Annotated in this window: 14 protein-coding genes, 1 pseudogene and 1 riboswitch; of the genes and pseudogenes, 7 read left to right on the top strand and 8 right to left on the bottom strand. The window is 43.3% G+C overall.

The genetic code is table 11. The features are described from left to right. Both ABYB02_RS08740 and ABYB02_RS08735 read right to left on the bottom strand, forming a co-directional pair. Window positions 1–338: pseudogene (locus ABYB02_RS08740) on the bottom strand (Zn-dependent hydrolase); the annotation flags it as partial. A gap of 146 nt (window positions 339–484) precedes the next feature. Then, window positions 485–1141, bottom strand: a complete 657-nt coding sequence (locus ABYB02_RS08735) for a DUF2959 domain-containing protein (protein WP_372762084.1) — start codon at window positions 1139–1141, stop codon at window positions 485–487. An 85-nt stretch (window positions 1142–1226) separates the two neighbouring features. Between ABYB02_RS08735 and ABYB02_RS08730 the strand changes: the two genes are divergently transcribed. Together ABYB02_RS08730 and dtd are read left to right on the top strand one after the other, a co-directional pair. Then, on the top strand, window positions 1227–2129 hold the full coding sequence (locus ABYB02_RS08730) for a virulence factor BrkB family protein (RefSeq protein ID WP_372762083.1): 903 nt from the start codon (window positions 1227–1229) through the stop codon (window positions 2127–2129). Next, window positions 2130–2567 carry a D-aminoacyl-tRNA deacylase gene (gene dtd / locus ABYB02_RS08725; protein WP_372762082.1) on the top strand — a complete coding sequence of 146 codons (438 nt, stop codon included), beginning with the start codon at window positions 2130–2132 and terminating at the stop codon, window positions 2565–2567. It abuts the gene before it with no gap. On the opposite strand, the gene ABYB02_RS08720 is transcribed toward dtd, so the two are convergent. Next, window positions 2551–3276 carry a spermidine synthase gene (locus ABYB02_RS08720; RefSeq protein ID WP_372762081.1) on the bottom strand — a complete coding sequence of 242 codons (726 nt, stop codon included), beginning with the start codon at window positions 3274–3276 and terminating at the stop codon, window positions 2551–2553. The genes dtd and ABYB02_RS08720 overlap by 17 nt on opposite strands. A gap of 154 nt (window positions 3277–3430) precedes the next feature. Between ABYB02_RS08720 and ABYB02_RS08715 the strand changes: the two genes are divergently transcribed. Then, the gene (locus tag ABYB02_RS08715; RefSeq protein WP_372762080.1) at window positions 3431–4324 is read left to right on the top strand and encodes a YiiD C-terminal domain-containing protein; all 894 of its coding nucleotides are present in this window, start codon (window positions 3431–3433) and stop codon (window positions 4322–4324) included. Window positions 4325–4380: 56 nt separating this feature from the next. Here the strand turns inward: ABYB02_RS08715 and ABYB02_RS08710 are convergent, their stop codons facing one another. The 5 genes from ABYB02_RS08710 to dapA form a co-directional block, all read right to left on the bottom strand. Further along, on the bottom strand, window positions 4381–5412 hold the full coding sequence (locus ABYB02_RS08710; protein ID WP_372762079.1) for a phospholipase A: 1032 nt from the start codon (window positions 5410–5412) through the stop codon (window positions 4381–4383). Between the two features lie 187 nt (window positions 5413–5599). After that, window positions 5600–6721, bottom strand: a complete 1122-nt coding sequence (locus tag ABYB02_RS08705; RefSeq protein WP_372762078.1) for a succinylglutamate desuccinylase/aspartoacylase family protein — start codon at window positions 6719–6721, stop codon at window positions 5600–5602. Window positions 6722–6727: 6 nt separating this feature from the next. Beyond that, entirely contained in the window at window positions 6728–7933 is a 1206-nt protein-coding gene (locus ABYB02_RS08700; RefSeq protein WP_372762077.1) for a PLP-dependent decarboxylase, read from the bottom strand. Beyond that, entirely contained in the window at window positions 7933–8673 is a 741-nt protein-coding gene (locus ABYB02_RS08695) for a 2,3,4,5-tetrahydropyridine-2,6-dicarboxylate N-succinyltransferase (RefSeq protein ID WP_372762076.1), read from the bottom strand. Before ABYB02_RS08695 ends, ABYB02_RS08700 begins: the two co-directional genes overlap by 1 nt. 15 nt (window positions 8674–8688) lie before the next feature. Then, window positions 8689–9573 (bottom strand): 4-hydroxy-tetrahydrodipicolinate synthase, encoded by an 885-nt coding sequence (gene dapA, locus ABYB02_RS08690; protein WP_372762075.1) that lies wholly within the window; start codon window positions 9571–9573, stop codon window positions 8689–8691. A 152-nt stretch (window positions 9574–9725) separates the two neighbouring features. Beyond that, a riboswitch (Lysine riboswitch) is annotated at window positions 9726–9924 on the bottom strand. A gap of 204 nt (window positions 9925–10128) precedes the next feature. Between dapA and ABYB02_RS08685 the strand changes: the two genes are divergently transcribed. The 4 genes from ABYB02_RS08685 to ABYB02_RS08670 all read left to right on the top strand — a co-directional run. Then, window positions 10129–10827, top strand: coding sequence for a DNA-3-methyladenine glycosylase I (locus tag ABYB02_RS08685; protein ID WP_372762074.1), 699 nt, complete (start codon window positions 10129–10131; stop codon window positions 10825–10827). 9 nt (window positions 10828–10836) lie between these two features. Beyond that, entirely contained in the window at window positions 10837–12246 is a 1410-nt protein-coding gene (locus ABYB02_RS08680; RefSeq protein ID WP_372762073.1) for a YdiU family protein, read from the top strand. Between the two features lie 357 nt (window positions 12247–12603). Next, window positions 12604–13662, top strand: a complete 1059-nt coding sequence (locus ABYB02_RS08675) for an OmpA family protein (RefSeq protein WP_372762072.1) — start codon at window positions 12604–12606, stop codon at window positions 13660–13662. A gap of 304 nt (window positions 13663–13966) precedes the next feature. Continuing rightward, on the top strand, window positions 13967–14175 hold a 209-nt coding region (locus ABYB02_RS08670), incomplete at its 3' end, for a hypothetical protein (protein ID WP_372762071.1).

Here is a 14175-nt window from a genome sequence, read left to right as displayed (position 1 = left end):
TGGCCGTTAGGGGATTTTATGATAAACCCGGCATGACCAAGCCAGCGTACGGTAAAGTGTGTGTTTAACTGAGGAGTGGGTTGTGTACCTGTGTACTGGCAGTTTTCGTCTTTTGTTCCGCATACTAGCTGCGCATTACTAGGGTAGCAGTGGCTTTCACAGCTCACAGGATAGCTTTTTTCACCAGGATACAGGTTATGGTAGCGCCCAGCCCGTTCGCCCTGTTGATACTGCGGGATCACTGTATCGGGGCCGGCAATAATTTGCACCTGATTAGCCGCACTACAAGCGACTAAAGTGCTTACAAAGATGAGTAAACTTAGACTACGCAGTTTCATAGTTAACGATTCTTATTGTTCTAATAAGGTAAAAGTGTAGCAAATATGGTTAAATAAAAACGCTTGCAAACAATAATAATTAATCATAAAAAAGCCCATTAAAATCAATGGGCTTAATAATTATTGACACCGTTCCCCAGCAGCTTTTAGCCCGCTTTATTCATTTGCTCAATAAACTTATTTGAATCGGCAATTGATTTATTCATATCGTCCATAAGCACTTGAATATCACGCTTCAGGTTAGTGAACTCACCTTTGATAGCTGATACGGCTTGCGCATTTAAGTTATGTTTTAAATACAGCACATTATCGTTTAATGACGATAATACCGGTTCCATCTTGCTTTCTGCGCTGCGCATTGAACGTAGCAATTGGTTAAATTGACGCTGAGTAGCGTTGAGCTTTTTACTACTAGCGCGCTTTAACGTAGCGCTTTTATACTGCGCTAATTCATCACTCCACTCTGCGAACAAGGCCTCGGCTACCTCTTCCACTTTATTGATATTCGCAGACACTTCATTAGCCGCTGCTAAACTTGACTCATAATCGTCGTTAAGTTGTTCATAGGCAGCTTGAAGCTCGCCGCCTTGGTAGTTTATCAGTGTGGTTAAGCGCTCTAGCGCCGATTGAAATTCTTGCTGCGACTCTTGTTGTGAGTCTTTGGTTTCTTCTACACGGTCAATAAGAATATCGCGCTTGTGTATGCCGACTTTTTCCATTGCCGAGTAATAGGCCGATTGACAGCCCGATAAAGCAACGGTTAATGCCAATAACGAGGCGCTAAGTAATGTTTGCTTTTTCATTTGATTCCCTATTTGCGTGTTAATGCTGTAAATTATGGTACTGGTTGTTATTATGGTCAAAATAATATTAGCACAAGTCAAGGTTATGAACGATAAGCTCTCTCATTATAAACAGCTAGTTGGCTCTTTTTTGCGTCAGCAGCCCGGCTGGTGGATGCAATATATTAACCGCTGTATTGACGACCAAATAACCGTTAATGCAGGCTATTTAGCCTATGTTACGTTACTCTCTCTAGTGCCGTTAATTGCGGTGGGTGTGGCGATTTTTTCGGCTTTTCCGGGGTTTGAATCAACCCGCCTTGCGATTGAGAATTTTTTATTTACTAATTTCGTGCCCACCTCTTCCGATGTCATTAAAGAGCACATTGGTGCATTTGCCGGTAATGCAAATAAAATGACCGCCATTGGCATTGGCTTTTTAGCCGCGATTGCTTTGCTATTGATCCGTAATGTTGACGCGACAATGAACCGTATTTGGCGCATCAAGAAAAAGCGCCCAATGATGATTTCGTTTGCAGTTTATTGGATGGTACTGAGTTTAGGGCCGGTCTTACTAGGCGGCAGCATTGCGGTTACTTCTTATATTGTTTCCTTGGTGTCGTTTGCCGATCAGGGCATTCCAGGCTTTAGTGGCTTGCTATTAAAGCTACTGCCTTATGCGATTTCGATGTTAGGTTTTATTATGCTCTATACCTTAGTGCCTAATACTCGCGTGTCGTTTAAAGCGGCAATCCCAGGCGCGCTATTTGCTGCGTTATTATTTGAGCTCACGAAAAAAGGCTTTGCACTTTATATTAGCCACTTTCCATCCTACGAAGTTATTTATGGTGCGGTTGCCACCATTCCTATTTTATTTGTTTGGATATATTTATCGTGGATAGTGGTGCTACTAGGCGCTGAACTGACGGTATGTATTAGCCCTAACAATATCGCAGATACACCAGAAATAGATTTAGATGAACCAACAAGCAGTAAGGATCACGATTAAATGCAAGGCTTAATACAGCGGGTAAAACATGCCAATGTGGTAATAGATAATCAGGTAGTAGGTAAAATTGAGCAAGGAATTGTATTGCTATTAGGCGTTGAAAAGCATGACGATAAGCAAACTGCCGATAAACTGTTACATAAGGTGAGCAACTACCGTATTTTTAGCGACGCGAACGATAAAATGAATTTGAGCATTAAAGATATCGAGGGTGAATTATTAGTGGTGTCGCAGTTTACCTTAGCGGCAAATACCAAAAAGGGCATGCGACCTAGCTTTTCATCGGCGGCAACCCCAAGCCAAGCTAACGAGTTATACCAGTACTTTGTGGCGCAAGCGAAGGCGTTAAATTTAACCGTTGCCACGGGCGAATTTGCTGCAGATATGCAACTGAGTTTGTGTAACGATGGGCCCGTCACGTTTAATTTAGCTGTTTAGGCGCTTGCTTAGTGATCATCACAATATGATTCATATAGCCTGCTATTTTTTGCGGGCTAATTTTATAACCAAACACCTGCAATAATAACTGTTGCAGCTGCTTTAATTGTGACTCATGCTGGGCTAAAAAATTAATAAACAAGGTGCCGTTGTTATTTAGAGCTGCGTGTATTTTTTCATAAAAAGCCTGCTCAAATAAAAACCGTGGCGCATCTACCTGACTAAATAAATCCAATACAATCCAATCTATAGCGTGTGCGCTATTAAGTACTTGTTGTGCACTGTTACATATTAACGGTTGTTGCCTATCGTGCGCGAAAAAGGTGGTGTAACAACTAATAATGGCGCTATTTATTTCCACCGATGTGATCTCAGCTTCAGGATAACGTTGCACTAAATAATTGCGAATTGCGCCGCCCCCAAGCCCCAATTCAAGTACTTTAATAGGCGCTGTATGCGCTTGCCAATGTTGCGCTAAGCATTGTAAATGAGGCAGTAATAATTGCTCTGGTTGGTGTTGCAGTACCACAGATTGTAGTGTGTCGTTTATAAGTAACCAACGCAATTGTTGATACTGACGCACTTGAATGCGTGCCCCCTTATGGTTATGCCAATAAAGTAGCTGCCCAGCCTGTTGGCTATATTCGATAAAATGGCGACTAATTACCCCAGTTGTAGGGTTTATAAACTTGTTCATGTTAAACAGCATAAACCAGCGTAGTTAAAGCGCAATGCGTTTGTCACTAATTTTTTACACACTGGCCTGACATCACCAAAGTCGTATTGGCAGTTTTATCAACATGGAGTATGGTATTTAGCATAATTAACAAATGTAGCCTTTTATTTTAATTTATGGAGTATGTATGTTTCAGGTAAGCACCCCGCAAAGTAGTGAAGATTGGCAAGCTTATTACCAATTACGCTGGCAAGTTTTACGTGCGCCTTGGGGGGAGCCGCGTGGTTCTGAACAAGATGACTTAGAACAAGAGTCCGAGCATAGATTTATTAAAAATAAAGCAGGTAAAGTACTCGGCGTCGCTCGACTACATTTTAATAATCAGCAGCAGGCTCAAGTGCGCTACATGGCGGTAGATGAAACAAGTCGCAACCAACACATTGGCAGCCGCTTATTACATGAGCTCGAAAAAATAGCGTGGACGCAAAATGCTAATGAACTAGTATTATTTGCGCGTGAACGTGCTTTAGAGTTTTATAAGCGCCATGGCTATGAAACACTAGAAAAAGCGCATTTAGCGTACGACGATGTGCAGCACTATAAAATGGTGAAACAAAAGCCATCAGAGCCGGGTTGGTTCCGTCACCCTAACTGGACTCAAGTGTTGCAAAACACCTGGCGAGAGTCTATTCCCATTAGTGATGCGATGGGCATTAAGGTAGAAAGCTACACCGATTGGCAATTTACTACACGCGCCGATTTAGATGCCAATTTAAATTTGCATAATACGATGTTTGCCGGCTCTATTTATAGCCTAGCGACATTAACAGGATGGGGAGCCACCTACTTAGCGCTAAAAGAAGCCGGACTCGAAGGTAATATCGTGCTGGCCGATGCAACTATTAAATACTTAAAGCCATTGAATAGCGACCCCCGTGGCTGTGTTGATATACATACCTGTAAAGGAAAGCTGAGCGACTTAGCAACCGAAGGTAAAGCGAGTTACTTAGTGCCGGTAATTATATATGACGGTGACAAGGTAGTGGCTGAGTTTGAAGGGCAGTTCGTGGTAAAAAAATAATGTAACTGAGGGCATAACATCAACAGGCAATGCGTGTTGATGTTATGCATTCGCCATTAAAGTAAATCGGTGAGCAGTATACCAACTCCAATGCGCTCAATATCAGCGTTATAATCAATTAAGCTTTCGCCATAGCCGTTAAAATATTGCGCATAGCCACGTACTCGGCCCCACAATGGAAATGACCAATCTAGCTGAATAGCGCCGCGGTTATCGGAATTTAAATTGTTACGCGTCATAAAACTAAATTCATGATCATGGAAGCGGTAGGCTCCACTAAACTCAAAATAGCCCATGTATTTGTAGATATCGGGGTTATCGTCACCACGAGCATCTAAAGGCGCTGGCTTCTTGTTTTCGGGAATGCGGTACCAAGGTTTAAAGCTAAACACAAAGCCTCTATTTTCCCAAATAAAGTCAGCATAGATACGGTTCCAAGAACGGGAATTTGGCTGGCTGCGGCCATTCGATTGGTGTGAAATACCTAATGCTATTGCCATTTCATCACCCCATAAAACGTTTTCTGGATCTAAATAGTTAATCCAAAAAACCTCTGGTTCGTAATTAGTTTCACGAAAGGGAGAAGAGATATCATCGTTATAAAGCTGCCAATAAGACTGTAAGGTAAAACCAAAAAAGATAGCTTGATCAGGGTCAGAAAAATCATCGAACAAGGGGACTTTTATAGATAACTGGTATTTAGCCTCGATGTTGTCAAGTGGATCGCCATCGTTTTCATCGGTTAATTGTGCAAAACCATCAAACGGGCGTGTATTTGGGTTTGATATATGAGAAATAGGCAGGATGTAATTGCGCTTATGTGGCGTAATAACATTACGGTTCTTTTTGCCTACAGCTTCACGTGCTTGGCGTTTGTCAATCGCTGTTAGTTGTTTGCTTTCTTCTAAGGCGGAACACTTATTACGAAGTTGGTTGAGCGTTTGTTTGCCATCACCGCCAATCACTTCGTTTAATATACATTGCTTAACCAGTTCGAGCTCATTATTTTGCTCGTTTTTTTTTGTCTCTTGTGCATATATAGCCGTGCTAAATAAGGCTGAAAGTAATATCCAGTAGCGCCAGATCATTATGATTCCTTTGTCAGTGATGCAGTGAGGTTATTTATTGCTCATTATAGCGCTTTTTTAACATATTAATGGTGAATTTTTCCTGAATTATTATTTACCTAAGCAATAAAAAAGCGACCTAGGTCGCTTTTTGTTTAGCACTAGTAATACTCAACTAGTCGACTCTCACGCAATGAGAAGGGGGAGCTTAAAGCTCAAATACATTGGTAAAAAATTTATATAGCTCAGTACCTTGATTTACACTCGCTGAGGCAAAGTGCAATATGGCAATGGCATCGCTATCAAGGGTTAGGGTTTGCAGTGGTTGTTCACTTAAGTAGCGCTCCATGCGAAGAATTTTTGCAATCGGCGCTCCAGCTTTAATGTGCTCGCCTAGTGGGGCAAGATATTCCACCATGCCGCCCATTGGGGCGTAATAGACCAAGTAATCTTTAAGGTAGCACGCGTAGCGGGTAATGTTAGCCGGAACATGCACAGCATCGTGTAATACGCCTTTATGATTCAAATAACTTAAAATGCTGTTAGCATCGTTAAGTGCTTCATCTAAATCTATTTTTTCTTGGCTACCAAGCTCCACGGTAAACGCTTCAACGGGGATGGCTAACTCACGTCCTTGCGCACTCAATGCATCGCTGAGATGCCACCATGGGCAAAAGTTGGCTTCGTCCATGGCACCATCGAAGTCACTGGGGATCAGCAGCACATGCTCTATATTAAAGTAACGCGCGCTGTCGGTGGCATAACTTGGGCAATATAAATGCTTGCTCGAAATGGGACCGGTGTGTAAATCAAGTACAATATCGGCTTGATGGGCGAGCTTTTGCAGATTAAGTGCAATGCGCTTGCCTGTATTAAGTAAATACGCTGGGCCATTGAGCTTGCGGTCAACTTCGGCAATAAGTGCGCGTTTGAAGGCGCTGCGTAACATGGCGTCGTCGTAGTGTGTGTGCTCATTGGCAAACTGGGTGACTAAATCTGCATTGTAATGATACATTCGGTTCCAGTTAGTGCCGGTAATAGGATCGAAGCGGCCTAAGGTAAACTCGCCCGACTTTTGATTACAGCCAATCGGGTTAGCATAAGGGACTAGAGTAATATCCCCCTTGAGCTTTAAATGTTTTAATTGCTCTAGCAGCTGAAAAATAACCGCATTGCCTTGTACTTCTGCACCATGCATATTGGCCTGAATATACACGCTAGGGGCGCTGCCATCGCCTTTTAAACGATACACAGGAATGGTAAGAGGTAACCCATTGGCAACTTCACCAACGACAATGTTTTCTTGGCTAATAACTGTTGTAATACTCATAGGTGTTTACCTTAAATAATCGCTGGCATCTTGTGCTTGACGTACACACGTGAGTTGACCCTGTTGTAGAGTGTATTCAGCAGCAAGCTCGTGGCATAAAAAGTATGGCATGCTTTCGGTAAAACCATACGCGCCGCACTGGCTAAAGACCAGCCAGTCCTGTTCATTTAAATCGCCCGGTAATGAATGTTCACCTAAGCAATCGAGCGCAGTACAAAGCGGCCCGTAGAGGCTCATTGCTTGCATCGGAGCCGTTGATTCGCGCAGCAAGGCTGCTGGGAAATCTTGGCTGGTAACGGCGGGGCGTAATAAGTGGTTAATACCGCCAGTTAAAATAACTTGCTGTTGGTCGTAATTTTGTTTGCGCTCAACCACGGGGTTGGCGTAATGGCCACATTCACCCACAGCGTAACGACCTAACTCCATCCATAACTGCTCAACACCAGCCTCGCGTTTAATGTTAGCAAGCGCGGCGATAAGCTCATCCCATTCAAGGGTGGCGTCGTTGGCGCTGTAAGGAATACCCAGTCCGCCGCCTAAATCTAAAATTTTAAGATTAATATTTAAGTTACTGGCAAGGTTTGCAAGTGGCGCTATCATTTGTGACCACAGCGCGCTTAGTTTTTGCGTGCTAAGCATGTTGCCCCACTGAAAAATATGCAGGCCATCAAAGCTAAGCGCCGGGTAATCAGCGGTGTTTAATGCTTGCCATTCATTGCAGCCAAGCCCAAATGGGGTCAGGCTGTCGCCACCAAGTGGGTTTTTCTCGCCTGCAGGCCAGCGTAATTGCACACGAAGTAACACTTGCAGTTGCGTATTTTGCAGCTGTGCTTGTTGGTTTAACCAACGCACTTGATTAAGGCTTTCGGCAACAAATATGCGTACGCCGCGGGCAATAAAGTGTTTAATTTGTTGCGGGCTTTTAGCTGGCCCAGTGTTGAGCACGCGGTCGCTATTAATACCTTGGGCGAGTACCTGTTCAAGTTCACCCTTACTGGCTACGTCAAAGTTAAAGCCGGCGCTGTCTAGGCTATGGATGATCTTAGACAGCGGATTAGCTTTTACTGCATACCAAAGCTTTACCTCAGTTTGCGCAACTAAACGCGTAAGGTGTGCATTTAGTGTATCTAAGTCATAAACAAAAAACGGGCTGTCAAGTTGCTGTGAAAGCGTGTTAATGGCGGTTTTAACCGGCGTGCTCAAAAAGCGCATTATCGTAAAACCTCTTCGAGCAATAATGATGCATCACTTTGTTCGTCGCGGTATTTAACAATGAGCGCGCAGGACATACTTAATCCTTGTGCGCGGGCCCACTCGTTTGACGCAGGGCGAGAGCCTGGTATCACAATGGCGTATTCTGGAATGGGTTCGCCTTTCGCAAGTTGTCGCTCGTTTACGCAATCGTACACTGGAATCGTGGCTGATAAACGCACGCCGGGTGCCAGTACCGCACCTTTTTTTACCACGACGCCTTCAACAATCACGCAGCCGGCGCCAATAAAAGCATCGTCTTCTACCACAACAGGGCTTGCGCCAATAGGCTCCAGTACCCCTCCCAATTGTACAGCGGCACTTAAATGCACGTTTTTACCCACTTGCGCACACGAGCCCACTAATGCATGGCTATCGACCATAGTGCCTTCGTCAATGTATGCGCCAATATTTACATACGCTGGTGGCATAATAATGGTGCCTTTAGCGACATAAGCACCGCGGCGTACACTTGAGCCACCCGGTACCATACGTACACCATCTTCAGCACTAAACTGCTGGGGGGCTAAATTATGTTTATCAACAAAACCACCGTTAAATTCGGTGTTAGTGCCATTTTTAAAGGCTGCTAAAATGCCTTGTTTTACTGCAACGTTAGCTTGCCATTGGCCGCTGTCGTTTTGTGATGCTGCGCGAACCGCGCCCGACTCTAAATTATTTAATAGTTCTAACCAGCTCATTATAAAAACCTGTATTTAATGCCAAGATAAAATGGTGTTGTTTGCCGTGGTAATGCAATCGGTTTGCGGTAACTCAAGGTGGGTTAAAGGCGGTCGCAATTGCGGGCTGCTTAAGCGCCCTTGTAAATGCATCAGCACTTTCACCGGAATGGGGTTCGCTACGGTGAACAAGCTGCTTATAGCGCTGGACCATTGCGTAAATAAATTGGGGTGTTGACCACTGAGACTGCGTTGTACAAATTCGTGAGTTTGTTGCGGCCATGCATTTGCTGCAACTGATACTAAGCCTTTGGCACCCGCTTGTGCAAAGTACGGCATGAGCGCATCGTCACCACTAAAAATAGCTAAGTTTGGCGCCGCTTGGCGATAGGCTTCAAACTGAGCGATATCGCCACTGGCCTCTTTCAGTGCCCATAGGTTGTGATGCTGTTGTAGGTTTTCTACTGTCGCAACGGGAATGTCTACTGCGCTGCGCCCAGGGACGTTGTACAGCATGCACGGGTGTTTACTGGTGTCGAGTAGGCTTTTAAACCAATGGGTTTGGCCAATGACACCTGGTTTTGCATATAATGGCGAGCCTAGTAAAAAGCTGTGAATGGGTAAGTGATTGCAGTATTCAACCCAAGCGATTTGTTGCTTTAGGTTCATACCACCGACAGCGACCATTAATGGCACGCTTGGTGCTAATTGGCACACATGCTCAACAATGGCTTGTTGTTCTTTAAGGGTTAAAGCCAGTCCTTCACCTGTGCTACCGAGTAATAAAATAGCATTGTTTGCAGCGGCTTGCTCGCTAACCAGGGTCGTTAAAGTGGTATAGTCAATGGCGCCATTTTGCGTAAATGGGGTTACCAGTGCTGTCCACACTGAGTAGTCATTCAAATTAAAATTGTTGATCATCTCTCGCGAACTTATAGAGTGTTCGGTGAGTTAAAGCGTGTATGGCAAGGAGCCGCATTAACGTCATTCGAACAAATACCCAATATTGTGGGTACGTTATAATTCGAAGAGCGAATGGGCTTAAATAATAGGGCGCACGGCCTCATTATACTAAGACCAGAAGCTCTCCACCAAACTAATAATCCGCTATGAATACGGAAATTGGTGACAGTCGCTAGGATTCAACCTAGTCGCCCGAAATAACCAATACACAAATAGGGTTATTTCTCGGCGTTAATTCCCCTCACGTATGCTCATTGGAGTTTGTGCTCCTAACATACGCTACCTGAATAACGCACCTCTTCTAGCCCTTTATCTTGGTTGAGTGTAAAACTAACCAAGATAATTAAATAGGGTAAGTGCGGGGATTAAATCATTTTAGCCATCTGGGTGTCAAGCAGCAGCACACAGATAGTGTCATCGATTTTGTTAGCAGTTACGTATCAAGCTGTTTTCCCTTAAACTAAGGGGCAATACGCTACGAGATTTATCACGGCGAAATGAGGTATCGAGCAGATGGAAAAGTTTACTGATATTTACCAACGCGCGGTAGCGCGCAAAGGGTCCGCTGCGATGTTGCAGCAATTACTTGCTAAACCAGCAACACCGCAGCAATTAGCTGCTTTAAATGATGATTGTTGGTTAGAAGAGTTTACTCGCAAGGTGTTTCAAAGTGGTTTTTATTGGTCGGTCATTAACAGTAAATGGGCTGGCTTTAGAGAGGTTTTTTGGCAATTTAGCGTAGAAAAACTAGTGATGATGCCGCCCGACATGCTAGAGCAAAAAGCCAGTGATGAACGTATTGTGCGTAATTATAAAAAAGTAACCACAATTGTACAAAATGCTTTGATGATCCATGAGGCTGCTGAGCAGCATGGTAGTTTTAGTCAATTTATTGCTAATTGGCCAAGCGAAGATATTATTGGCTTATGGGCATATTTAAAACAACATGGTGCGCGTTTAGGGGGGAATACGGGACCCTATGCGTTACGCGCTTTGGGGAAAGACACCTTTTTGTTATCGCGTGACGTAGAAAGCTATTTACGTGCTCATAAAATAATAGATGGCGGCTTACACACTAAAAAGTCGTTAACCGCAGCGCAAGCGTTTTTTAATCAATTACAACAGCAAAGTGGCTTATCGATGCAGGAACTTAGTTTAATAATCGCTTATAGTGTTGGTGATAATCGTGTCGGTATTAGCCCACAACAATAGAGAGTTATAATGAATTTAGTGCCAAGGTACACACAGATAGCCGATAACTTTGCGATACAAGATCAGCCAACCAGTGTTGCTAACCCGCAGCTGTTATTATGGAACGCCAGTTTAGCGCAACAGTTTAATATTGATATTGCAGCCACTGCACGTGCGAATGTTTTTAGCGGTAACGACAAACAGACAATTGCTGCGGTGGCGCTGGGTTATTCGGGACATCAGTTTGGCCACTTTTCGCCACGTTTAGGTGACGGAAGAGCGCATTTACTCGGCGCGGTGGCTGATGCCGAGCAGCAATTATGGGACATTCAATTAAAAGGCTCTGGCGCTACCCCTTTTTCGCGCGGGGGTGATGGACGGTGTGCGCTTGGACCAGCTATTCGAGAATATGTCATGAGCGAGGCGATGCATGCGCTTGGCATTAAAACCACCCGCTGTTTAGCGGTGGTGGGCAGTGGCGAAACTGTGTACCGCAATCCACCGCAGCCGGGCGCTATTGTCACGCGTATAGCGAGCAGTCACATTCGAGTAGGATCATTTCAATACTTAGCCACACAAGGGGATACCGAAGGGCTAAAAAACTTGGCCGATTTAGCTATTGCACGTCATTACCCCGATATTACCGCGACGGGTGCTGAGCGTTATTTAGCCTTGCTGGCTGCGGTGATAAAAAACCAAGTTGAGTTAGTGGTTAGTTGGATGCGTGTGGGGTTTATTCATGGCGTGATGAATACCGATAACACTTTGATCAGTGGGGAAACCCTTGATTATGGCCCATGTGCAATGATGAACCGCTTTGATTTTGATACTGTATTTAGTTCAATAGATAAACAAGGGCGTTATGCTTTTGGTAATCAACCAAACATTGCTAATTGGAACTGCGCGCGTTTAGCCGAGAGTTTAATACCCCTGATTTGTGATGACGACGATCACGCGGTGGCATTGCTAACACCGATTATTAATGACTTTGCAGAGCAGTTTAATCGCCAATTCAGTGCTATGTGGGCGAGTAAATTGGGTTTGGTGGCTGAAAGTGCCGTAGATAAAGAGCTGATTGCTGCGTTATTAACATTGTTAAAAGAGCACCAGTTAGATTATACCAATACCTTTGATGCACTCACTGAGTCATTAATCGGGCAAGCAAGGGTTCCTGAAGCATTAACGCAGTGGGCTGTTAATTGGCGTAAGCGTACTAATGAGCAGAGCTATAAAATAATGCGTGCGGTTAATCCGCGGGTAATTCCGCGTAATCATGTGATCGAAAAAATACTCAGTGAGTATAATGATACAGGCTCTAGTACCTTGTTAAATGACTTTAACACCGTGATGGCTAATCCTTATGCCGATAGTAAGTTGCTCGCCGCATTTCAGCTAGTATCTGAGGATGATAAAGAGTATCGTACATTTTGCGGTACTTAATTATTAGTTTATAGATGTAAATCGCTTTTACAGCGGTTTACATCTATATACTATGATTAAATACTAAGCGGATTAAACTGTTGTGTGGTCAATTCAGTATTATTTATTATGTTAGGCTTGTTGTTTAAAAAAGCGGCGTTACTGCTATATTATTACTTAGATATTTGGTTTATAAAGTTGACTCCACCTGCCATAACACAGTGTGTAGATAAATAAAAGTGTGTTAAAAGATTGAAAGAATACTAAAGTGATTCTTCGTTAAGTATTGATTAATAAAGGATCAGCTACTATTTATAAAACTGGTTGAGCTAGAAGTAATTAGCTATATTTTTAAGTTGTTAAAATGGGAAGAAAACAATGAAATTAAAATCACTTACAATCGCAATCGCGCTAGCTGCAACTAGCGTATCAGCATTCGCTGCAGAAAAAAATGAAGGCTTTTACATTGGTGTATTCGGTGAGTACTACGATGCATCGTGGAAAGACCTAAACATGCACAGAAATCTTGAAGTTAATGAATCTGCAAGCTGGGGTGCTGAAGTAGGTTACCGCTTCAGTGACTACTGGAGTGCTCGCTTAGAATATGCAGATATGGACTTTAATGCATTTTTAGCGAATCCATTTCCAAATGGAAATCGCAATGACGTAGAAGGTGAGCGTTACGGTATTGATGCGCTTTACCACTTTGATGGCGGTCCTTTCTACGGCTTGTTTGGTGTTAAAGAAATGAAAGTAGCCACTGACAACACGTTTTTAAATGCGGGTTTAGGTTACCAACATTTTCTTACTGATGGCTTATTCGTAAACGCAGAAACATCAGTTTACCAAGGTCTTGACCGTGGCTACACAGACGTAAACGCTAAATTAGGTATCAACTACTTATTTAACCAAAGCAGTGCACCTGTAGTACCAGTGAAACCAGCACCAGCACCAGTTGTTGTGCCAGTAGATAGCGATAACGACGGTGTTGTTGACGCAAAAGATAAATGCCCTAACACCCCTATGGTCGATGCAGTAGATGCTAATGGTTGTACACTTTATGAAGACCGTAAAGTAACTACAAGCTTATTAGTAACGTTCCCGCATGACTCTGCTGTGGTTAAGCAACAATATTTTGATAATGTTGCAGCAGTAGCTAAGTTCTTAAAAGAGCATAAAGGCACCACAGTAGTGTTAGAAGGTCACGCATCTGCAATTGGTGATGCGCGCTACAATAAAATCTTATCTAAAAAACGTGCAGACGATGTAGCACAAGAGCTGATTAAAGATGGTATCGCAAAAGATCGTATTACCACGGTAGGCTATGGTGAAGAACGCCTTAAAAACCCAGCGAATACTAAAGCTGCACACGCCGAAAACCGTCGTGTTGAAGCTCATATTACAGCTGTTGAGCGTGTAAAAGTTAAGCGTAAATAACTTAAAATACACTAGTAAAAACCCAGCTTAGCGCTGGGTTTTTTTATGGCTGAAGCTAAAGTTATGAATAAGTAATCACAAACAAATACTAATGATTCTTAATTAATGAATATTCATGGAAATTGATTTTCTAATATCTACTATTCATAATGCTTATAGTCGGTATAATCAGTTGCCGAACTGGATAGATTTTCATCTAACCATAAAAGCTTTATAATCATGAGCTAGAATACTATAAGTATTGGGTTATATGTTGCGCATTAAGCGCCACCGAATACTTTCACGTCACCAAGAGGGCAATATTGTGCTACAAGAATATCGTAAACACGTAGAAGAACGTGCCGCGTTAGGTATCGTACCAGCGCCATTAGATGCTCAGCAAACGGCTGATCTTATTGAATTAATTAAAACTCCACCGGCGGGTGAAGAAGAGTTCATTTTAGACTTATTAACCAATCGCGTACCAGCGGGTGTTGATGATGCAGCTTATATCAAAGCAGGCTTTTTAGCTGC

Source organism: Pseudoalteromonas sp. (assembly GCF_041613455.1).
In the GTDB taxonomy this organism is placed as follows: Bacteria; Pseudomonadota; Gammaproteobacteria; order Enterobacterales; family Alteromonadaceae; genus Pseudoalteromonas.
Note: the sequence above shows the minus strand (reverse complement) of the source record. Positions and strands in the feature narration are given on the sequence as shown.

Excerpts from the sequence above, each read along its gene's own strand:
- ABYB02_RS08685 (WP_372762074.1), top strand. The coding sequence starts at position 10,129 with ATGGAAAAGTTTACTGATATTTACCAACGCGCGGTAGCGCGCAAAGGG.
- ABYB02_RS08680 (WP_372762073.1), top strand. The coding sequence starts at position 10,837 with ATGAATTTAGTGCCAAGGTACACACAGATAGCCGATAACTTTGCGATA.
- ABYB02_RS08700 (WP_372762077.1), bottom strand. The coding sequence starts at position 7,933 with ATGCGCTTTTTGAGCACGCCGGTTAAAACCGCCATTAACACGCTTTCA.
- ABYB02_RS08715 (WP_372762080.1), top strand. The coding sequence starts at position 3,431 with ATGTTTCAGGTAAGCACCCCGCAAAGTAGTGAAGATTGGCAAGCTTAT.
- ABYB02_RS08695 (WP_372762076.1), bottom strand. The coding sequence starts at position 8,673 with ATGAGCTGGTTAGAACTATTAAATAATTTAGAGTCGGGCGCGGTTCGC.
- ABYB02_RS08720 (WP_372762081.1), bottom strand. The coding sequence starts at position 3,276 with ATGCTGTTTAACATGAACAAGTTTATAAACCCTACAACTGGGGTAATT.
- ABYB02_RS08730 (WP_372762083.1), top strand. The coding sequence starts at position 1,227 with ATGAACGATAAGCTCTCTCATTATAAACAGCTAGTTGGCTCTTTTTTG.
- ABYB02_RS08705 (WP_372762078.1), bottom strand. The coding sequence starts at position 6,721 with ATGAGTATTACAACAGTTATTAGCCAAGAAAACATTGTCGTTGGTGAA.
- ABYB02_RS08675 (WP_372762072.1), top strand. The coding sequence starts at position 12,604 with ATGAAATTAAAATCACTTACAATCGCAATCGCGCTAGCTGCAACTAGC.
- ABYB02_RS08710 (WP_372762079.1), bottom strand. The coding sequence starts at position 5,412 with ATGATCTGGCGCTACTGGATATTACTTTCAGCCTTATTTAGCACGGCT.
- ABYB02_RS08735 (WP_372762084.1), bottom strand. The coding sequence starts at position 1,141 with ATGAAAAAGCAAACATTACTTAGCGCCTCGTTATTGGCATTAACCGTT.
- dapA (WP_372762075.1), bottom strand. The coding sequence starts at position 9,573 with ATGATCAACAATTTTAATTTGAATGACTACTCAGTGTGGACAGCACTG.
- dtd (WP_372762082.1), top strand. The coding sequence starts at position 2,130 with ATGCAAGGCTTAATACAGCGGGTAAAACATGCCAATGTGGTAATAGAT.